This window comes from Pseudomonas sp. TMW 2.1634 (genome assembly GCF_001703595.1).
Taxonomy (GTDB): domain Bacteria; phylum Pseudomonadota; class Gammaproteobacteria; order Pseudomonadales; family Pseudomonadaceae; genus Aquipseudomonas; species Aquipseudomonas fragi.
On the sequence record NZ_CP016849.1, the window covers coordinates 2,778,624 to 2,798,218 of the forward strand.

General features: G+C 53.5%; 18 protein-coding genes. 10 read left to right on the forward strand and 8 right to left on the reverse strand.

All coding sequences use genetic code 11. From position 1 onward, the window contains the following. Positions 1–29: 29 nt before the first annotated feature. Complete coding sequence (locus tag BFC21_RS13210) at positions 30–926, reverse strand: DMT family transporter (protein WP_088379522.1); 897 nt, start codon at positions 924–926, stop codon at positions 30–32. Between the two features lie 118 nt (positions 927–1,044). On the opposite strand from BFC21_RS13210, the gene BFC21_RS13215 reads away from it, so the two are divergent. Further along, on the forward strand, positions 1,045–1,917 hold the full coding sequence (locus tag BFC21_RS13215; RefSeq protein WP_088378093.1) for a helix-turn-helix domain-containing protein: 873 nt from the start codon (positions 1,045–1,047) through the stop codon (positions 1,915–1,917). A gap of 5 nt (positions 1,918–1,922) precedes the next feature. Here BFC21_RS13215 and BFC21_RS13220 read toward each other — a convergent pair whose 3' ends face one another. The 4 genes from BFC21_RS13220 to BFC21_RS13235 all read right to left on the reverse strand — a co-directional run bounded on the left by BFC21_RS13220 (position 1,923) and on the right by BFC21_RS13235 (position 7,358). Then, positions 1,923–2,813 (reverse strand): EamA family transporter, encoded by an 891-nt coding sequence (locus BFC21_RS13220; protein ID WP_120266210.1) that lies wholly within the window; start codon positions 2,811–2,813, stop codon positions 1,923–1,925. A gap of 344 nt (positions 2,814–3,157) precedes the next feature. Beyond that, the gene (locus BFC21_RS13225; RefSeq protein ID WP_120266211.1) at positions 3,158–5,575 is read right to left on the reverse strand and encodes a TonB-dependent receptor; all 2,418 of its coding nucleotides are present in this window, start codon (positions 5,573–5,575) and stop codon (positions 3,158–3,160) included. A gap of 245 nt (positions 5,576–5,820) precedes the next feature. Further along, complete coding sequence (locus BFC21_RS13230) at positions 5,821–6,807, reverse strand: FecR family protein (RefSeq protein ID WP_088378094.1); 987 nt, start codon at positions 6,805–6,807, stop codon at positions 5,821–5,823. Further along, positions 6,804–7,358, reverse strand: a complete 555-nt coding sequence (locus BFC21_RS13235) for an RNA polymerase sigma factor (RefSeq protein WP_088378095.1) — start codon at positions 7,356–7,358, stop codon at positions 6,804–6,806. The genes BFC21_RS13230 and BFC21_RS13235 overlap by 4 nt, the downstream gene beginning before the upstream one ends. A gap of 183 nt (positions 7,359–7,541) precedes the next feature. On the opposite strand from BFC21_RS13235, the gene BFC21_RS13240 reads away from it, so the two are divergent. From BFC21_RS13240 to BFC21_RS13255, 4 genes are all read left to right on the forward strand, one after another. After that, complete coding sequence (locus tag BFC21_RS13240; protein WP_088378096.1) at positions 7,542–8,030, forward strand: sigma-70 family RNA polymerase sigma factor; 489 nt, start codon at positions 7,542–7,544, stop codon at positions 8,028–8,030. Then, positions 8,027–8,992: a FecR family protein gene (locus BFC21_RS13245; RefSeq protein ID WP_088378097.1), complete on the forward strand. Its 966-nt coding sequence runs from the start codon at positions 8,027–8,029 to the stop codon at positions 8,990–8,992. The genes BFC21_RS13240 and BFC21_RS13245 overlap by 4 nt, the downstream gene beginning before the upstream one ends. A 226-nt stretch (positions 8,993–9,218) precedes the next feature. Continuing rightward, on the forward strand, positions 9,219–11,555 hold the full coding sequence (fecA, locus tag BFC21_RS13250) for a TonB-dependent Fe(3+) dicitrate receptor FecA (protein WP_088378098.1): 2,337 nt from the start codon (positions 9,219–9,221) through the stop codon (positions 11,553–11,555). Positions 11,556–11,757: 202 nt separating this feature from the next. Next, positions 11,758–12,186, forward strand: coding sequence for an HPF/RaiA family ribosome-associated protein (locus BFC21_RS13255; protein ID WP_016781844.1), 429 nt, complete (start codon positions 11,758–11,760; stop codon positions 12,184–12,186). Between the two features lie 72 nt (positions 12,187–12,258). On the opposite strand, the gene BFC21_RS13260 is transcribed toward BFC21_RS13255, so the two are convergent. Then, positions 12,259–12,546, reverse strand: coding sequence for a phosphate-starvation-inducible protein PsiE (locus BFC21_RS13260; protein ID WP_095036826.1), 288 nt, complete (start codon positions 12,544–12,546; stop codon positions 12,259–12,261). Positions 12,547–12,564: 18 nt separating this feature from the next. Between BFC21_RS13260 and BFC21_RS13265 the strand changes: the two genes are divergently transcribed. Further along, on the forward strand, positions 12,565–14,310 hold the full coding sequence (locus BFC21_RS13265; RefSeq protein WP_095036827.1) for a recombinase family protein: 1,746 nt from the start codon (positions 12,565–12,567) through the stop codon (positions 14,308–14,310). 123 nt (positions 14,311–14,433) lie between these two features. On the opposite strand, the gene BFC21_RS13270 is transcribed toward BFC21_RS13265, so the two are convergent. Further along, positions 14,434–14,952 carry a hypothetical protein gene (locus BFC21_RS13270; RefSeq protein WP_095036828.1) on the reverse strand — a complete coding sequence of 173 codons (519 nt, stop codon included), beginning with the start codon at positions 14,950–14,952 and terminating at the stop codon, positions 14,434–14,436. A 99-nt stretch (positions 14,953–15,051) separates the two neighbouring features. Between BFC21_RS13270 and BFC21_RS13275 the strand changes: the two genes are divergently transcribed. The 4 genes from BFC21_RS13275 (at position 15,052) to BFC21_RS13290 (ending at position 17,877) form a co-directional block, all read left to right on the forward strand. After that, on the forward strand, positions 15,052–15,540 hold the full coding sequence (locus BFC21_RS13275) for a hypothetical protein (protein WP_162939327.1): 489 nt from the start codon (positions 15,052–15,054) through the stop codon (positions 15,538–15,540). 309 nt (positions 15,541–15,849) lie between these two features. Beyond that, positions 15,850–16,878: an AAA family ATPase gene (locus tag BFC21_RS13280; protein WP_120266213.1), complete on the forward strand. Its 1,029-nt coding sequence runs from the start codon at positions 15,850–15,852 to the stop codon at positions 16,876–16,878. A 15-nt stretch (positions 16,879–16,893) separates the two neighbouring features. Further along, positions 16,894–17,325, forward strand: coding sequence for a hypothetical protein (locus tag BFC21_RS13285; RefSeq protein WP_095036831.1), 432 nt, complete (start codon positions 16,894–16,896; stop codon positions 17,323–17,325). A gap of 273 nt (positions 17,326–17,598) precedes the next feature. Continuing rightward, positions 17,599–17,877 carry a hypothetical protein gene (locus tag BFC21_RS13290; RefSeq protein ID WP_095036832.1) on the forward strand — a complete coding sequence of 93 codons (279 nt, stop codon included), beginning with the start codon at positions 17,599–17,601 and terminating at the stop codon, positions 17,875–17,877. A 1,024-nt stretch (positions 17,878–18,901) separates the two neighbouring features. Here BFC21_RS13290 and BFC21_RS13300 read toward each other — a convergent pair. After that, the gene (locus BFC21_RS13300; protein WP_120266214.1) at positions 18,902–19,510 is read right to left on the reverse strand and encodes a hypothetical protein; all 609 of its coding nucleotides are present in this window, start codon (positions 19,508–19,510) and stop codon (positions 18,902–18,904) included. Between the last annotated feature and the right edge of the window lie 85 nt (positions 19,511–19,595).

A 19,595-nucleotide genomic window follows, 5' to 3' on the forward strand; every position in this document is an offset into this window, starting at 1 on the left:
CAAGCCCGCTCCCACAGGGGGTTACAGACTCACGCCAGCTTGGCGTTCAATGCCACCGGCTTGGGTTTGCGAAACACCAGCACGTTACCCAGCATCACCAGCACCAAACCGGCCAGCGCCGGGGGGGTCCACTGGTAGCCTTCGGCAAAAGCCGACACATTCAGCGCCACCAGCGGGAACAACACCGTGCAGTAAGCGGCGCGCTCCGGCCCCATCCGCCCGACCAGCGTCAGGTACGCGGTAAAGCCGATCACCGAGCCCGGTAACACCAGGTACAACAGCGAGCCGATATAGCGCGTGTTCCATTCCATATCGAACGGGATGCCACTGAGTGCGCAATACACCGCCAGCATGCCTGCGCCATAAAGCATGCCCCAGGCGTTGGTGGTCAGCGGCTTGAGCCCGGCTTTCTGTTGCAGGCTGGACAGCATGTTGCCCGCCGAAAAACACAGGGTGCCGATCAACGCCAGCCCCAGCCCAAGGGCAATATGCGGCGTGGCGGCATGCCCGCTCAATTCCGGCCAGAACAACAGGCCCAACCCGAACATCCCCAACGCACCACCCGCAATCACGTTGCGAGCGATTTTCTGCTTGAAGAAAATCCGCGCATTCAGCGCATTCCACAACGTGGCAGTCGAAAACACCACTGCGATCAGCCCTGTGGTGACCCACTGGCTGGCGGTCAAAAAGCACATAAAGTTGACGCAGAATAGGCACAACCCCTGGGCCAGGCAAATCAGATGCCCGCGCCGGTTCATCACCTGCAACTTGCGGCTGAGCAACAGCACGGCAAACAGCACCAGCGCCGCCAGGCCGAAGCGGTAAACGATGGACACAGGAATCGCCACCACTCCCAATTGCAGCTTCAGGGCAATCCAGGTGGTGCCCCAGATCAAGACAGTCATCACATACAAGAACAGGTTCATGGCGCACTCCAGACAATGGCTTTCAGTCTGGGCCTGCGGCGGTGCGCGCACTTGCAGATTCTTGCGCTTTTGTTGGCCCGGGGCTGGCAGCCGCAGTGCGACGGAGTAGGATGCGAACATGCCCGCATTCGATACCTTGCAAGTCTTCCAGTCCATGAACAGCTCGCCCAATGCCCGTCTGGAGCACAGTGCCGAGCTGGGTGAAGGCATGGCTGCCGCTTTGTGGACCAACCACCACGATGCGCGTGAATATGAAGCGCCGACGCACCACACCTTGTCGTGCTATATCTCCGGCGGCACCGGTACTTTCAGGCGCGAACAACCGGGCGCCAAGGGCTCACCGGGCAAGCTCTGCGTGCTGCCCGCCGATCATCAATCGGCGTGGGTGATCAATGGCGAAATACGCCTGGCCCATGTGTATGTCAGCCAGGAGCAATTTGCCCTGGGCTGCATCGCCCTGCTCGACCGCGAACCCCGGGAGATGCAACTGCGGGAGCTGACTTTTCAGGATGACGAACAGCAAACCCGCCGCTTTCACCAACTGATCCAGACCAACTGGGACGAACCCGGCGAGCGCCTGCTTAGCAGCAGCCTGGCCAGCGCCCTGCTCGACCATGCCGTGCTGACCCAGGTGGGCCTGCGCGACGGCCTGCAACTCAAGGGCGGGCTGGCGGCGTACCAGCGGCGCCAGTTGATTGAATACATCGAACACCGGCTGGCCGAACCGCTGAACATCGGCCAACTGGCCGCGCAATGCGCGCTGTCGCCTTACCACTTTGCGCGCATGTTCCGCGAAAGCTTTGGCGTACCGCCCCACCAATACCTGCTGGCCCGCCGCCTGGCCCGCGCCCGCGACCTGCTGCGCAACAGCGCACTGGCGCTGGGTGACGTGGCACTGGCCTGCGGCTTCGCCAGCGCCAGCCACTTCGCTAACCGCTTCAAACAGAACTTGGGCGGCACGCCGGGGGCATATCGGGCGGTGTTCAGGTAATCAATTCAAGTCCGCCCAGGGCTTCTGTTCAGAGCATTGAAAATACGCTGCCCATAAAGGCCCACAACCAGACCGAGCACGATCAGTACCACCGCCAGTATTTTTTCAAACGACACACTCTCGTTGAAGATGAGAACTGAACCGAGCATGCCGAAGATCGGCACCAACAAAGACAGTGGCGCAACCGTTGATACCGGATAGGTTTTGAGCAGCGAGTTCCAAATCCAATAAGCAAAGAGAGTATTTGGGTAAACCTGAAACAGGATCGACAACACGGCCGTCGCGTCAACCTGATTGATAAACGAGGTATAGCCAGTGTTGCCATTGACCGCGTAATCAAGGGCAAACAGCGGAATTGGGGAAAAGGCGCTGGACCAGACCAGGAAAGCAAAGACATCACGAGTGCTGGCCTTCTTGTTAATTACATTGGCAACGCTCCATGAGACGGCACCAACAAGCACCAGAAGCACACCAGTCAAGGTGACCGAACCATCGCTGATCATGATGATGCACACTAGCCCGAGCAGAGCTATCAACATGCCCAGTACCTGAAAGCGAGTCAGCGATTCCTTGAACACCCATCCGCCCAGCAAAATGGTGAAAAAGGCACTGAACTGCAGAACCAGAGAAGCGATTCCTGCCGAAAGCCCTGCCTTGATCCCAAGATTGACCACCCCCCACAGACCGATACCGAACATCAGCCCGTAACCGATGATATAGCGCCAGGGCACATCGGGCTTGCGGATAAAAAAGATGGCTGGCAATGCACAAAGACTGAAACGAATGCCCGCCAAAATAAAGGGATCTACAGTTGCCAGTCCCAGTTTGATTACCGAAAAGTTGGCACCCCAAATTGCTGTGATCAATACCGCCAAAACAACATGCTGTGGTTTCATTGATATGTACCTATAGGGGGGGGGGGTTGTAATACAGAAAACTGGCGCACTGTTGATGCAGTAAATCGAGTTTAAACACTGGCACACCACTAAAACCAACCTGCTACCGCGCTCAGGAGAAAACTTGCGCATAAGGCCGCTCAAGTTGATTCAAAGCCACCCACTTAGAGCACTCAACTAGAAACTTCTTTTTTAATCGTAGGAAAAATCATCTTTAAGAAGATGGACGCTAAAATACGTTGAATACCCAAAAAGTGAACCGGTTTGCCCGCAGCAGCCACCCGGTTGATATGACTCACCGAGTAGCCTGCATCGCGAGCAAGCCCGCTCCCACAACCCTGGCCTTAGAACTCCAGGGTGCTGGAGAACGTGAATTGCCGCGCATCGCCGATGGAGACGAACGTGCGGCTGGCCGCCGAGGTGTAGTAAGTGCGGTCAAAGAGGTTTTTGACGTTGACCTGGAACTTGACCTTTTGCCCTTCGATTTTTGTGTCGTAGGTGGCAAAGGCATCGGCCACGGTGTAGCCCGGCAGGTCAAAGTCGTTCAGGGCATCCCCCGCCCGTTCGCCTACATAGCGCGCGCCCGCGCCAACGCGCAGTTTGTCACCGCCCACGATGTTGCCAAAGTCATACACCGCCGACACCGAGCCGCTGTTTTTGGCCACGTTCTGCAGGCGCATGCCCTGGTAGGTGGTGTCTTTGGTGACTTCGGCATCGGTGTAGGCGTAGCTGCCGATCAGGCTCCACTGGTCCGTCAACTGACCGCTCACGTCCAGTTCCAGCCCCCGCGAGCGCACCTCGCCTGCTGCCGAATAGGCCGTGACTCCGTCCACGGTGGAGGACACCAGCACGTTGCGCTTTTTGATGTCGTACAAGGCCACGGTGCCAGTAATGCGCCCCGGGATATCCAGTTTGGCGCCCAATTCCCAGGATTTTGACTGTTCCGGCGCGATGGCCGAATCCAGTACCACGCCTCCGGTCAGGGGGGCGATGGAAGAGTTGGGTTTGAACGACTCGGTGTAGCTGCCGTAGAACGACAACTCATCGGTATAGCGGTACACCAGCCCGGCACGGGGAATCCACTTCACGCCATTGGTATCGGTGCTGGCCTTGAACGGTGTGCCCTTGCCGGCCAACTGGTCGTATTTCTGAAAGCGCGCGCCGCCCACCAGAATCCATTTGTCGGTCAGGTGGATGGAGTCCTGGGCAAACAGTGAGTCGCTGCGCAGCAGATCGGTCTGGTTGCTGTCGCTGGCGCTGACGGTGGTGCCCGCCACTTCATTGCCGTACACCGGGTTGAGGTAGCTGAACGTGGACAGGCTGTTCTGGCGAATCAGGTCGGCACGGTAGATTTTGCGGTACTCATCATCCATACCGAACACCAGGTCATGCTGCATGCCCGCCAGCTCGACACTACCCTGCAGGCTGGCCGTGGCAAAACGGTCGGTGGTGATGGCGTTTTTGGTGCCGTCCATAGAGCGCGTCAGGGTGCCGTCGGCGTTGACCTTGGTGACGCGAACCTGGCTGGCGTCGTAGGTTTCGCGGTTCCAGCTGTAGCCGAAATGGGCCTTCCAGTCGTCGCTGAGGTCGTGGTCGACCTCAAGGCGGTACAGGTCGGAACGCCCTTCCATATTGTTGAAGGGTTCGTCCAGGCGACGGGTGGCCGGAATGTCCAGCGGGTGGTTGGTGGCCGGGTTAATGGCCGTGCCACGGTCGAACGGGGTCAGAAATTCGCGATGCTCATAGGCCAGCAGCACCTGGGTATTGTCGCCATACCAGGCCAGCGATGGCGCGATCAGGGTTTCGCGGTGGACGCCAAAGTTGCGCCAGTAATCTTCGTCTTCGTGGTCGAGGATCATCCGGTAGGCCAGCCCCGAATCCCCCAGCGCGCCGGTGCTGTCCAGGCTGCCACCGCCGCCGTTTTTGCCCGCGCCGTAGGTTGAACCGCGCACGGTCACCGCGTTGTACTGCTCCAGCTGCGGCTTTTTGCTAACCACGTTGACCACACCGCCCGGGTCCTGAATGCCGTAGAGCAGCGAGGCCGGCCCCTTGAGCACTTCGACCCGCTCGGTGGCAGCATTCATCGCCCGGCCCTGCACCAGCGGCATGCCGTCGCGCATGATCGAGCCGTCGCGGTTGTCGCCAAAGCCGCGCTTCATCACCGAGTCCTGGGTGCTGCCCAGGGTATTGCCCTGGGTGATGCCACTGACGTTGTTCAGGGCATCATCCAGATTGCGCGGAGCCTGGTCGCGGATGACCTGGGCGGCAACCACGTTGATGGTTTGCGGCACTTCCAGGGACGAGCCTGTGCCGCGCATCACCGAAGTGGTGGCGGGCGGCTGGTAGCTGGTGTCGGTTGAGGCCAGCGAGGTAATGCTGGTGGCCCCCAGGTTCAGGGCGCCTTCCGTGGGCTGGGGTTCGAGGGCAAAGGTGTTGGCATCGGTACGCCGCCCGTTGAAACCCGACTGCGCGAGCAACTGCTGCAAGGCCTGGTCAGCGCTCATGCGCCCCTTGAGCGCCGGGGCCTGCAGGCCAAAGGGGGCTTCGTCGGTGTAGACCACACTCAGGCCGGTCAGCCGGGAAAAGTCGTTGAGCGCCTGGGGCAGCGGTTTGGCCGGCTGGTTGAAATCGAACAGGGCACCGGCCTGCTGTTGCGGTGCCTCGGCAGCCATTGCCGCATAAAGCGGGTTTAGCGCCATCCCGGCCATTACTAATGCAGAAGCCCCCAACCACTGTTTCACCGAACTTGCCCTGGACTTCATGCTCATGACCTGTATGTAGAAGCGATACGGAATGCGAATTTTTCGCATTTTCAAGCACTACACGGATGGGCCCGGGGGTTACCTCACCACGCAATGAAAAAAAATCCGGGATGCCACCACAGGCCGCCTGCGGGAAAACGGTGGGAGCGGGCTTGCTCGCGATAGCATCGATACGGTTTTCCAGTTAGACCGAGTTGATTCAATCGCGAGCAAGCCCGCTCCCACAGGGATATGTGGAGGGCGCGTCAACGCAACACAATCAGCCCGAGCACGTTGTGCTGTTCAAACCCGAGCACGCCCTGCAATGAATTGAGCACTGCCTGCGGGTCCTGGCTGGGGAAGCTGCCGCTGATCTTCCGGGCACCCAACTGGCTGTTGAGCAGTACGATCTGGCCGGGGTAATAGCGCTTGAGATCCGCCACAACATCAGCCAACGGCGCTCTGGAGTAGCTCAGCCAGCCCGAGCGCCAGCCCAACCGGGCCTGGCTGTCAACGTGATGCACCGTATCGGTCACACCTGCGTCGTAGGCTATTTGTTGATCGGCTGTAAGGATCTGCTGCGCTGCATTCTTGCCGGCCTTGACCCCTACCCGCCCGGACAACACCGTGACTTGGGCACCACTCGATTGCAGGCGTACTTCAAACTCGGTGCCCAGTACCCGTGCTTCACCCCCGTCGGCATCCACCACAAAGGGCTCGCCGGTGTGGGTCACGTGAAAAAAGGCCACGCCACGGCGCAACTGCACATGGCGCTCGCCGCCACTGAAGTTCACCGCAATGGCGCTGTCGGCATCGAGGGTGACCCGGGATTGATCAGCCAGCACCACGGTGCGCACTTGCCCCGGCGCACTCACATAGTCGGCGCCCAGGTCGTCCACCCAGCGCGCCGGCTGCCAGCCGGCAAATACGCCGACCATCAGCAGCAAACACGCGGCCACCGCCAGACCGCCAGCCCAGTGCCGCAGGCGGCCGCGCCGGGACTTGTGCATTGCCGACAGGTAACGCTGCATGGCCAGCGACTCTTCGTCGGCCAGGGTGGTAGCTGCCACCTCGCTCAATTCCCACACCACCTGGGCCTGGGCATAGGCCTCGGCATGGGCCGGATCAGCCAGTAGCCAGCGGCTGAAAGTGGCCTGATCGCCGCTGTCCGGCTGATCGTGCAGCACACTGAGCCATGCCAGTGCGGCACGCTCTTGCTCGGCAGTAACGGCAACTCTTGAACGACTGATCACAACGCGGTCCCTGATGACGGCTCTCGCAGGCTGGCCTTGCAGGCCTCCAGGGCGCGCATCATATGTTTTTCAACGGCACTTTGGGACACACCCATGACCTTGGCGATCTCGGCATAGGTGCGACCGTGGATGCGGTTGAGCAAAAAAATATGCCGCGTGCGCTCGGGCAGGCTGCGCAGGGCCGCCTCGACCTGGCGCAAGTCATTACCGGCTTCCAGGGCGGCCTGGGGCTCACAGCTATTGGCGTCCGGTTCGGGTTGCCAGTGATGGCTGACCCGCTCGCGCGTGCCTTCGCTGCGCAAATGGTCGATGGCAATGTTGCCCGCACAACGCAGCAGATAGGTGCTCAGCTCTTCAACCTGCACCAGTGGCCGCCGCCAGAAACGCAGGAACAGGTCCTGCACCAGATCGGCAGCCGTGGCCCGGCAACCCACGCGGCGGCTCACCAACGCTTCCATTTGCGCACGCTGGGTCAAAAACACCTGCAGAAAATGCGCTCGTCCCTGGCGCGGTTCACTGTTGGGGCCATCCTTGAGTTCGGGTGGGGTCATGGAGATCGATGCGCAGGTCAAAAGGAAAGCGATACTAATGATAAATATTCTCATATGCAAAAGCAGATGACGGGCTGCGTGACGACCATTGATAAGTGGTGATTGCTCAATGCAATAAGCCACTACTACAATGCGAACAATTCTTGTTCTCTAAAGCGTTATTCAGCGCAGCCGGAGTGGTCGTTGTCGCAGTCAAACACCGTCGAGGTTCTGTACCAGGACCACCACAGCTGGCTCACGGGCTGGTTGCGGCGCAAGCTCGGTTGCCCGCAGAGTGCCGCCGACCTGGCCCAGGACACGTTCATGCGCCTGCTGACCGCGCGCGAAACCCCACCCCTGAACGAACCCCGGGCGTTTTTGACCGTGGTGGCCAAGCGCGTGCTGTTCAACCACTACCGTCGCCAGGACCTGGAGCGGGCCTACCTGCAGGCCCTGGCAGGGATGCCCGAACAGGTCGCTCCCAGTGAAGAAGAACGCGCGATCATCCTGCAAACCCTGATGGAGCTTGACCAGTTGCTCGACGGCCTGCCCTCCCCGGTCAAACGGGCCTTTTTGCTGGCCCAGGTCGATGGTCTGGGCTACGCCGAAATTGGCGCTCAACTGGGCATTTCGGTTGCCACGGTCAAGCGTCACTTGAGCAAGGCAGCCCTGCGCTGCTACTTCGCCCTGTGAACGGTGCATTCAATGCACCGCCCGACATCGGCACGGCGGTGGCCGAACAAGCGGTGAGCTGGCTGATCGAAATGCAGGGCGGCGCACTCAGCCCCAGGCGCCAGCAGGCCTGGGAGCAATGGCTGCACGCCCATGCCGAGCACCAGCGGGCGTGGGAACATATCCAGCGGATCAACCAGCGCTTGCGCGGTTTGTCGTCGCCACTGGCCCATGCCGCCCTGAACGCGCCAAAAAGCAGCAGCCGCCGTCAGGCATTGAAGCTGTTGCTGCTGTTAGGCGCTGGCTCGGCGCTGACCTGGGGCCTGCGTGAGCAATTGCCCGTGACCCCGCTGCTGGCAGACTTCAGCAGCTCGGTGGGGCAGCGGCGCAACGTGCAACTGCAAGACGGCAGCCAGGTCCGGCTCAACACCGCCAGCGCGGTCGATGTGCAGTTTGATGAACAGCAGCGGGTGATCCGCCTGCTCGAAGGCGAAATGCTGCTGACTGCCGCCCGGGACTCTCGCCCTCTGCTGGTGCGTACCGCCCACGGCACCTTGCAACCCCAGGCGGCGCGCCTGAATGTGCGCCAATTTGGCGACCGTACTGAAATCGCCGTGTTCGAGGGCCGGGTTGCGTTGATACCAACGGCGCATACGGGCAGTGCATTGTGGGTCGAACCGCACCAGCAACTGAGCTTCAACCGCCTGGCCTGGAATGCTCCACGCCCACTCGATGCCGGGAGCGGGGCGTGGGCTGACGGCATGCTGGTTGCTGCGCATATGCGCCTGGCAGACTTTCTTGCCGAACTGGGGCGTTATCGCCGTGGCCAGCTCAACTGCGACCCGAAGGTTGCCGACCTGCTGATCTCCGGCACCTACCCGGTGGACGACAGCGAGCGCGTGCTGGACCTGCTGGCGGTCAGCTTGCCGGTGCGGATCAAGCGCTTTACCCGGTACTGGGTAACGGTCGAAGCACGGGTGTAACGGCTCTGTGTGAACGGACGTGTTGTAGCAGCGGGCTTGTTGTGGAAGCGGGCTTGCTCGCGATGGGATCGCTGCGGTGTGCCAGACAGACCGCGTGGTTGCCATCGCGAGCAAGCCCGCTCCCACAAAGGGTCTGAGTTTAATTTCAAAAAATGTGAGCTGATTTCGGATCTGGCGTGACAGAGAAGGCAAGCCACTTCGATTCTCATCCTCACAGGATCCCTTCATGCCCGCTCAGCCCTTCCGCCTTACGTCCCTGGCCCGTTTGCTACTGGGTGCCAGTTTGAGTTTCAGCGTCTTGCCGATGGCGTTTGCCGACACCAAGGCTTATCACATCGCACCTTCTACGCTGGAAAATGCCCTCAACCAGTTTGGACGCGAAGCCGGGGTGCTGATCTCGTTCAGCTCCGCCGCCGCCAGCGGCATTCAAAGCAAGGGCCTGGAAGGCACCTACGACCCTGAACAAGGCCTGCAGGCCCTGCTCGAAGGTACCGGCCTGCAAGCCCGCGCCGAAGGCCAGGGCGCTTTCAGCCTGCAACCGGCAACGGCTGCCACAGCCCCTGCCAGCATTGAGTTGGGCACCTCCAGCGTGGTCGGTGACTGGCTCGGTGACGCAGCACAGACCGATGTGTTCGAGCACCCCGGCGCCCGTGACGTGATCCGCCGCGAAGAATTCGAGCGCCAGGGTGCCACCAGCGCGCGTGAAGTGCTCAATCGTATCCCCGGCGTCAACGCTCCGGAAAACAACGGCACCGGCAGCCACGACATGGCCCTGAACTTCGGCATCCGCGGCCTCAACCCGCGCCTGGCGACCCGTTCGACCGTGTTGATGGACGGCATTCCGGTGCCCTTCGCCCCCTACGGCCAACCACAGCTGTCGTTTGCCCCCATCAGCATGGGCAATATGGACGCGGTGGACGTGGTGCGTGGCGGCGGTGCCGTGCGTTATGGCCCGCAGAACGTCGGCGGTATCGTCAACTTCGTGACCCGTGCCATTCCCGACGAGCCGACGGTAAAAGTCGGCCTGCAAACCGAAACCAGCCCGTCGTCCACCCAGGACGGCTTCAAGAAAACCGCCAACCTGCTGGCCGGCGGCACGGCCGACAACGGCCTGGGCGGCGCCCTGCTGTACTCCGGTGTACGCGGCGGCGACTGGCGCCAGCACAGCGACACGCGCATCGACGACTTGATCCTCAAGGGCAACTACCAGATCGACGAAGCCAACAGCCTGCACGCAATGGCCCAGTACTACGATGGCGAGGCCGATATGCCCGGCGGCCTGAGCACCGCGGCCTACAAGGCCGACCCGTATCAGTCGACCCGCCCCAACGACAAGTTCTGGGGCCGTCGCACCCTGGTCAACTTCGGTTATCGCTACCAGCAAGACCGCCGTGAATTCACGGTCAACAGCTTCTTTACCAAGACCCTGCGCAGCGGTTATCTGGACCAGGGCAGCTTCCTTTCGCTGTCTCCCCGCGAATACTGGGTGCGCGGTATCGAAACCCGCATCGCCCAGGGTTTTGACCTGGGCAACAGCAGCCACGAAGTAGGCGCGGGCTATCGCTATATCAACGAAGCCGGCCATGAACTGCGCTACCGCACGCCGATTGCCGCCAACGAACTGCCCACCACCAACAGCCGCAATGACCGCGACACCCGTGGCGCCACCGAGGCCCATGCGTTCTTTATCGATGACAAGATCGACATCGGCAAATGGACCTTCACCCCCGGCATTCGCTACGAAATGATCGAACAGCAGCAAACCAACCTGCTGACCAACGTCAAATACAAGGGCGACTACAACACCCCGCTGCCCGCGCTGAACGTGATGTACCACGTCACCGACAGCTGGAATCTGTACGCCAACACCGAAGGGTCCTTCGGTAGCGTGCAATACAGCCAGATGCCTAACCGCGTGACCGGCGGCGAAGTCAAACCGGAGAAAGCGCGCACCTGGGAAGTCGGCACACGCTACGACAATGGCAACCTGCGCGCGGAGATCGGCGCATTCTTGATCAATTTCAACAATCAATACGACAGCAACCAGACCACCGATACAGTGATCGCACGGGGCAAGACCCGCCATCAAGGCATCGAGGCCAGCGTCAACTACGCACTCGACGGCCTGAGCCCGGTATTGGCGGGGTTCGACGTGTACGCGACCTACGCCTATGTTGACGCGACCATCCGCGAAGATGGGCCGAACAAGGGCAATCGTGTGCCGTTCTCCTCAAAAAACAAAGGCAGCCTCGGCGTCGGCTACACCGAAGGCCCGTGGAAGGCCAACCTCGACAGCACCTTCCAGAGCAACCAGTTCGCTGACAACGCCAACACCCGCGCCGAAAGCGCCGACGGCAGCACGGGTCTGATCCCGGGCTACATGGTGTTCAACAGCCGCGTGGGCTATGACTTCGGCCATCAACTGTCCGACCTGAACGTGGCCGTCGGGGTGAAAAACATCCTCAACCACGAGTACTACACCCGCTCGTTTGACGACAACAACAAGGGCAAATACGTGGGCGAGCCACGCACGCTCTATGTGCAGACTTCTGTCGCATTTTGATTTAAATCGGCCAAAGCCCGCACACGCGGGCTTTTCCTGTAGGCAAAGACTGACACCGGTCACGACTTGCAAGGCTTCCTGAAAATAGTGCTTGAAATATTTGCTCATCGGCCCAAACACTGTAACTGAGCGATGACGATGAACCTTTGTACACTCAAGGCCGTCTGACCTCACACGAGCACGCTTATATAAGGGAAGAACTATGCTTACTCACGTCTTTTCCGATAAACACATCGACAGTGACAAACGCACCCAGGATTGGGTCACTGCAACTGTTGAAGTCACGCTCGAACGCCATTTGGAAGATCTGACCCGGGTCGAGGTCCATCTCAGTGATGAAAATGGCGGCAAGTCCGGTCCCAAGGACAAACGCTGCAAAATGGAGGCTCGACCTAAAGGACACCAGCCAATTCTTGTTTCCCACGACGCTGATTCGCTGACCCAGGCCGTGGAGGGTGCCGCCCAGAAGCTGGAGCACGCTCTGGAACACCTGTTCGGCAAGCTGCGTGGCAAACGCACAACCACCCTCGCCCCGGAAGGGTTTGAGGCAAAAGAGCCAAAACAGACCGCTGACGACTTGCTCGAAGAAGAGTTTTTAGAGAAAGAAAAAGAACTCGATAAAATCAGCTGATTCGGCGTCCAGGACGCACAAAAAAGGCGGGCCCACTTCGGTGGGCCCGCCTTTTTCATGCCTGCAAACCGCTTAAAGTTCGCCCTTCTCCACTTCCGGGTGCTCACCGGAGCCGGCACCGGTCTTGCGATGGGGGTTCTCGATCTTCACCGACGGGAACTGCGACGACGCATAACGCACCACCAGGATGGCAAACGCCAGCAACAGGATCGCCCCGGTCAGGTACACCACGCCCATGTCCGGCGGGTTGTGATGGGACACGTTGGAAATCAGCAAGCGGGTCAGTGCCGTGATCGCCACATAAATCAGGAAGCGCACGGGCATATGATTGGTCTTGAACAATGATACTATTTCTAACATTCACGTTAGAGGTGTGTCATGACGACCCGAACCCCCGCAGGCTATGCTTATATCCGCCATTCGACCAAGCGGCAAGGTGGCGATGACAAGGACTCTGTGACACGTCAGAAGGAGTCTATTCGTGCCCTTGCAGAGCATCATAAGGTAGAGATACCTGACGAAAATTTCTTCTATGAAAATGGCGTGTCTGCATACAGCGGCAAGAACCTCACGCATGGCAAACTCAAGGATCTGATTGACCAGATAGCGAGCCTTCGCATTCGTCCGGGAGATTACGTGTTCGTTGAGTCCATCGACCGCCTGTCACGTCAGAGGCTCCTACAGGCGAAGGAACTGGTGAATGGAATCCTTGAAAAAGGCATCATTCTTGTCACCACTATCGACAATCAGCGCTATGAAAAAGCCTCTGATACGAACGGCATTGATGACCTTTCGCAAGACATTCTTCTGTCTGTAATTGCGAAGCGCGCACACGAAGAATCCAGAACGAAAAGCGTTAGGCGTTTGTCGGCATGGACAAAGGCAAAGAACGCTGCAGTCGAAAATCAGGTTCCATTCAATGCGAAACGCCCTCCTTTCGGCGTGCGCTATAACGAATCAACGAATCGATTTGAGCCACATCCTGAACAGGTGGCCGAGCTAACCAAGATTTTCGAGTCGCTAAAGCTGCAAGGTGTTACAGCCACGATTAAGGAAATCAATAAAGATTCAATGGTTCGTTGGACGAACAATCGAGTCAAAAATATATTTGAAACTAAATACCCCCTTGGGTTTATGTATTCTCAAGTAAAAAAAGAAGGAAAAATGGTTTTCGATAAATACATTGAAAACTATTACCCTCAAATCATTAGTTACGAATTGTTTGAACAAGCCCGCCAATCAATGCAAAGCCGCAGGGTTCATCGTCGTGCGGGACGTGCCAGCCAAGACAATACCAACATTTTTCGCCACACTGCTATGTGCGGAATATGCAATGAATCAATGTTTTTCGCAAACCATTTTGGAAGTACAACCAAGCGTTATTTCTATATGAGTTGCAGAAGTAATTTCGAGCAAGAAGAAAAATGCGGAAATCGTTTTCGCTATGATTATGCCGTTGCGGTATTGCTTCATATGATTGGCTCAACGTTTTTCTGGGATTATCTTTCCAAGAAACCCGCTCTATTTGAGGCTGTAAAAAAATCAGAATTCTCTGTAGGAACAGCGAATGGAACCAAAATTGAAACACCAGAAGAAATGGATAATTATGCAAAAATCGGTAAGCAATTCATGCGTTTTCTTGAAGGCAACAATGAAAGTAAATCTTTAAACAAAGAAAAGATTGAGAAAGAGATTATTTTCTCTCGTAAGAAAATGACATTGGAAAACCTTGAAAAAACCGTAGAGTCAATTACCGATGGAGCAGTACCAGCCGCAATCCTGAAAATGCTTATGAAAGCAGAGACAGAAGTAGCGAAGGCAAAGGAAGAGCTTGAAATTCTGACAGTGAATTCAATTGACACGTCAGCAAAACTGAATGTTAAGAGCGTTGAAGATTTTGTATCACTATTCAAAACTGAGCATGGACGCTTAGAAATCATCAACTTCCTCGCCACGAATGGGCTAACCTTTTATTTCAATTTCGAAAAGAAGACGAAGATGCTTGAAGCGAAAGTTGCGGTTAACAAAGAGGTGATGGCTACCTACAACATAAAAACGGAGATTGACGTTTTAGAACAGTATGGATTTGGGAATCTGGCAGAAGAATTCAAAACAACTATTTAATAAAACGATTTTATCCGCTTTTTAACAAGCGACGGCTCATCACCTCACACGCACTACCCTTCCCGCGCAGCGGAGTGGCTTCTACAAGGCATTGCACCTCACAGAAGCCACACCACCATCAAATCATTCCATTTCGAGCTTGTATGGCTTGGATTTCGCCACAGTCTGAAATTTGTTCGACTTCTCATCGAAGACAACAACCCCATCGCTCTGAACCATGTCAGTGCCTTTATAGTCGAGACTGGACATAAAAATCATGTTGCTCGAAGCCTGATGAGCTTTCCCGCCGCTGACTTTCGGCAGTTCAGTTTTGTCGGTAGGGAACTGCATCGGAGCCTTGTATACCTTGCCGTTATTCACATCGATAAATGCCGTAGATTGGCAGCCAGTGCCACAGCCAAACGAAGTGACGACGAAGTGCCCAGCAAAGTTAGCTTTCTGGCCCACGACACGCTCAACAGCCTCTTTGGACTTCCAGTAACCTGCAAGGTCAGGGTTCGACTTCCAGTCAATCTTACTCACTGCCTTGGTAGACACGGCAGAGGCCGGATAAGCCTCAAATTTGAAGCGTTCATCAGCACCCGCACTCATAGCGCCCATAGCACAGCCAATCAGCACCAAACCGCTCAAAATCCGTTTCATGTGGCTTACTCAATGATTTCAATGAGCCATCAAAATAGCTCTAGCTAGGAAGCCACGCAATCAGCAAATGCTATTATTATAAAAACAACCTTTAACCACATGAAAAATCAGCAGCAAGAAATTCAGCACATCAATAATGCATTACGCGCTTCAATCAATCCAAACGATAGTGATTCGTGCATTTTTCCCCGCGCCTTGATTCAGGTTATGAAGTCAGTCAACGCTGATTCAGTCATCGACGCAATGAAAGCCCCGGCTTTGCAGAAAGAATATTTCTCAGAGGGCTACTCACACTCAATCTTTGAAAAGACAGAAAAAGGTAAAGACCAATATGCACAAGCACACCTAAACGCTTTGCAGATTGCTGTCGCCATCAGAAATGAAGCGCCTCTTTTCTACGATGAAATGAAGAAATTCAGCAGAATCGTTCACGAAGCTAACAAGCAGGCGCAGGCGAATGGCGTTTCGAATGGGTACGACAACAACTATTTAGCATTAGCAGAGCGAGGGCTTTCAAACAAGCTTCTTCAAGCCTACCCATCGATTGATTCTGATGCAAAACCTAAGCGAAAAACTCTCAAACCTTAAACAGGCACCTAATGGTGCTTTTTTATTGACTAAAGATAAAATCCTTTTCTGATATCCAAAAAATCAAAATCAAAAGGTTTTGATATCCCTTCAGTCTAAAAATCACAGATCTATTCTTTTACTAAAGGGCTGAATTAATCCATGATCCGTTTCAGTTCTTACGCACGTCAGACGTAATTAGGACGTGAATAAGACGTAGGTAATAAATATTTCTGATTTATTTTTAACTTTTTTCTCACTAACGTAAGAATTTAGAAAAATAAATGATATAACTTTAAACATAACCAAATTATTAATAGAGAAATCACAATGAATCAATCAGTAAATTTCGAAACAAAACCACTAATACCAGCGTTGCAAGCTGCAAAAATTCTTGCTTGGATTAGCCACAAAAGCATTTGCAAATCCACAGCCATAGCGAATCTCACTCATGCTTTAGTTTTTCAAGGAATGCGCGTTTTAATCGTAGACACAGATGGCGTACCGACAATCCAGATGTTTTTCGAGCAGCACAAAGAAGAAACAGAAAATCGTATCGCTAAAAACAAAGCGAAGGTAAATGCTCTTCAAGCAAAAGGCCGCGCAGTTTCTCAGGCATTGCTAGACCAAATCGAATATGACGAATTTGCTATCGAAAACCGTCCAGTTGTGATTGCACGCAGTCTTCACGAATTAGATGCTCAGTTCGACGTTATCAAGCGTGAATACGCTAATTTCGACTACATCATTGTTGACGTTCCAGCTAAAGTTCTTGACTCAAAAAACAACCCAATCAAAGAAATCAAACGACTAATCAGTTTCAGCAACCTCGTAATCACCCCATACAAGGGCGATAACCAAAACGCCGTAACTGCTGTGACTGTATCTAGCATCATCGAAGACTTGAAGTACGACGCTGTGAGCCTAGGCGGTAAATTCAACACTAAAGTACGTTCACTTTTAGCTTTCGAACCAGCCCGCATTAAAGCAAATGCGAAAGAAGTCAGCGCAAACCTCACGCTCACTGATACATCCACTACGGCTGCAAGGCTCGCACGTAATGCAGAGCGTAAAGCCCTGAAAGAAATCGACCGTAACAGTCAGATGATGGCAGACATAAAGCAATTCGGAGAGGTTTTTGGCGAGCATCAAATGCCGCTAAATGCCCCGTTGGTTTTCCGCTCGGTTTACCCGAATCAGTTCAACAAAGGTCAATCAATCTACAACGCTACAACCGATTCAGCAAAGCTTGCTCAGACTGAATTCAACCTAGTAGTCGATGCAATCCTTTCTGCATTCGACGAAGAACCAGAAGCTGTTGAGGCTTCTGAAAACCAAACAATCACAATCACAAACTAAAACAGGAGAATTATTATGACATTCGATATAAAAGCAGTTAAAGCACGCGCAGAAGCAAAAAGAGCAGAGAACCCACAACCACAAGAAATCCAGCCAGAAGCCGTGGTTGTGAATCTGGCCCCTGCTGTTATCAGAACCAAGGCAGAGGCGGCTCTCATCGACCTCAACGCTGTTAAGCGTGGCAACAAGAACGTGAGGAAGACTCTTTCCTACACAAGCCATGCAGCGCGCTCAGTAGAGCTGATAGCCGATATTTTCGACACTGACCGCTACGAAACCTCACTCTTTGCAGCCCTTGGAGCAGACATTGAAATCCTCAACCGTCTACGTTTGTTGGCTTTGGATAACCCTGACCTCAAAAAGATATTCATCGATTTGGAAGACCGCATGGATTACGAGGACAGGATTTTCAAGAACCTTGCTGACAAGGAATTGGCAAGAACTTAAAGCAACAGATACAAACCCCCAGCCCCTTAAACGGGGCTTTTTATTGCCACCATTTTGAACGTCCTATGCACGTCTGACGTACATAAGACTAACGAAACCCTTGTAAACGTTACGTCTGACGTTCGTCTCACCTACGTCATAATTAACTCTCACTTAAATAAGAAATAAGTCAGAAATAAATTGCTTAACTGCAAATTGGCAGTTTTCATAATGGTATAATTTGTGTATAGGAAGAGAAAATCTTTCTAAATAACCAAAAACCGGAGCTATAAAATGATAAATAATAATTCTAAAATCGCGAACCAATTCTTAAATGACTTAGGCAATTTCAAAAACGACATAAAGCCTTTTAACAATATTTCAGTACAAGACGTAAATGACACAGTGGTCATTTTGAAAAACGAAGTAACAGGCAAGTCTTCAAATTACAGCAAGTACGACCTTGCGGAATCCATCGCATTCAGATTGGATATAGGGATTTTCAACGAGCAAGAAGTAACAAAAGAAAACGCACAAAGCAAATTCTCAGAGTTATGCACCCTTCTCGTTTAAACCCCCGAGAATCAAAGCAGCCCTTGAAGGGCTTTATTTGTGCCTGATGTTTAGGTTTGACAACCTTCACACCTAAATCGCACCTACGTCTGACGAACGTCAAACCCAGTAAATACAGGCATTTCATGTCAATGAGCGCCAATGTCCTACCTCCGTCAGACCTATTTCTTACCTCATCGCACCTATAAATCAGACGCTCTGTGTTGAATTTCAGAGATTTCAACGGGGGATTACTCAGCAGAATTCACCACAGCGCGCCATAAATACCCTCATTTACGTAAGACGTAGGTATTAACTTAATCAGAAACAAGTAAGAAACAAATCAGAATAACGTAATATATTTGAAAATAATTGCCACTAAGAACTTGATTTAATTTTTAATTTGAGATGGATTGGACACCAGCGAAGATGACTCAGTGCGAAGATAGATGCCACAGGATTGGTCAGAAGGACTCTGTGAACGTGGTTAACCTTGTCATTGAGAATTCGATTGATGATTTCTTGACTAGCATTCTTCACAACAAAAGAATCGTTATCAGTAAATTGTTGTATGAAGGTGATGACCAAAATGCTGAATACATTGACTATGACTTGTTCGACCTGTTCAATTATTTTGGATTATCGAAAGCAGCATAATCAAGCCCTACGGGGCTTTTTTGTTGAATACTATAATGTTTGTATAGGTGTGATTAACGTCAGACGTACATAAGACGCACGTAAGAAAAAGATATGACAATATTTCGTTAAGTGGAAATTCAGAGAATGCGGAATGGTATAATTCTCGATATAACCAAATTACTTAATCATGAAAAACGCACAACCGAACCCTGTACCAGTAGTTAAACCAATTCAAAACAAACCACCGATTAATCTTTACCTTGATTTTTTCTGCACTTCTATCTGTCGAGACACGATAAAGAAACTCGCTGAATCCAAACCTCACTAACACCCCTTCCCCCGCTTCAGCGGGATTGGCTTTCTCAAATCGTAGGCAAAAAAAAGCCACTGCTTAAAGTGGCTAGAATTAATGTGCTTGTCGAATGGATTTGTAGTAGAAGGCTTTGTGGATTAAATCAGCATGTACCTTCATAGCGTAATAGCCCACTGCACCAACAACAAAATACGCTGCTGCAAATGAGTACAGAACAGTGAAATAAGCATCTAAATCTCTACCCATGAATGCCCTTCTTGCTGAATTATAAGCATTTATGCTGTACGAGTCGTTAAACCAAAACTTAATCTCTGGTGCAAAACTGTAAATATCCACTCCGAAAAAGTTCATTTTGGCTGTTTGATATGTCGCAATCAAAAACACGAACGCCATCAGGTATTTGAATTTATCCATGTAAGAATGGATTTTCGCTTCTCTGTTTGTTCTCCCAATGTCACCAACGCTCATGCCTTTATCGACATACTTAAAAAATCTGACAAGCATTGAGACAAGAATTGCACACAAGGGAGGGAACAGCATGATTTTTGTCATGTCTGCGTGTATGCCATTTGGTCCGGTCAAAATCCCTTCAAACAGCAGGAATTTCAAGAAGAACAATGCAAGGCACGCTATGCCGTAATACACACCATATATTGTTAAATCTTCAAACCTTCGTGTTGACGCTTTCAATTGGTTATTCATTATTTAATCCTCTTGCAATCCCTTTTAATGCAATTATACCATTTATTAATTCATTTATAACTCTAGAGCGACAAACAAACAAGAC

Coding starts and splice junctions, on each gene's coding strand:
- fecA (WP_088378098.1), top strand. CDS start 9,219: ATGCCCGCTCAGCCCTTCCGCCTTACGTCCCTGGCCCGTTTGCTACTG.
- BFC21_RS13300 (WP_120266214.1), bottom strand. CDS start 19,510: ATGAATAACCAATTGAAAGCGTCAACACGAAGGTTTGAAGATTTAACA.
- BFC21_RS13215 (WP_088378093.1), top strand. CDS start 1,045: ATGCCCGCATTCGATACCTTGCAAGTCTTCCAGTCCATGAACAGCTCG.
- BFC21_RS13260 (WP_095036826.1), bottom strand. CDS start 12,546: ATGTTAGAAATAGTATCATTGTTCAAGACCAATCATATGCCCGTGCGC.
- BFC21_RS13270 (WP_095036828.1), bottom strand. CDS start 14,952: ATGAAACGGATTTTGAGCGGTTTGGTGCTGATTGGCTGTGCTATGGGC.
- BFC21_RS13255 (WP_016781844.1), top strand. CDS start 11,758: ATGCTTACTCACGTCTTTTCCGATAAACACATCGACAGTGACAAACGC.
- BFC21_RS13265 (WP_095036827.1), top strand. CDS start 12,565: ATGACGACCCGAACCCCCGCAGGCTATGCTTATATCCGCCATTCGACC.
- BFC21_RS13220 (WP_120266210.1), bottom strand. CDS start 2,813: ATGAAACCACAGCATGTTGTTTTGGCGGTATTGATCACAGCAATTTGG.
- BFC21_RS13235 (WP_088378095.1), bottom strand. CDS start 7,358: ATGACCCCACCCGAACTCAAGGATGGCCCCAACAGTGAACCGCGCCAG.
- BFC21_RS13225 (WP_120266211.1), bottom strand. CDS start 5,575: ATGAAGTCCAGGGCAAGTTCGGTGAAACAGTGGTTGGGGGCTTCTGCA.
- BFC21_RS13285 (WP_095036831.1), top strand. CDS start 16,894: ATGACATTCGATATAAAAGCAGTTAAAGCACGCGCAGAAGCAAAAAGA.
- BFC21_RS13275 (WP_162939327.1), top strand. CDS start 15,052: ATGAAAAATCAGCAGCAAGAAATTCAGCACATCAATAATGCATTACGC.
- BFC21_RS13290 (WP_095036832.1), top strand. CDS start 17,599: ATGATAAATAATAATTCTAAAATCGCGAACCAATTCTTAAATGACTTA.
- BFC21_RS13210 (WP_088379522.1), bottom strand. CDS start 926: ATGAACCTGTTCTTGTATGTGATGACTGTCTTGATCTGGGGCACCACC.
- BFC21_RS13280 (WP_120266213.1), top strand. CDS start 15,850: ATGAATCAATCAGTAAATTTCGAAACAAAACCACTAATACCAGCGTTG.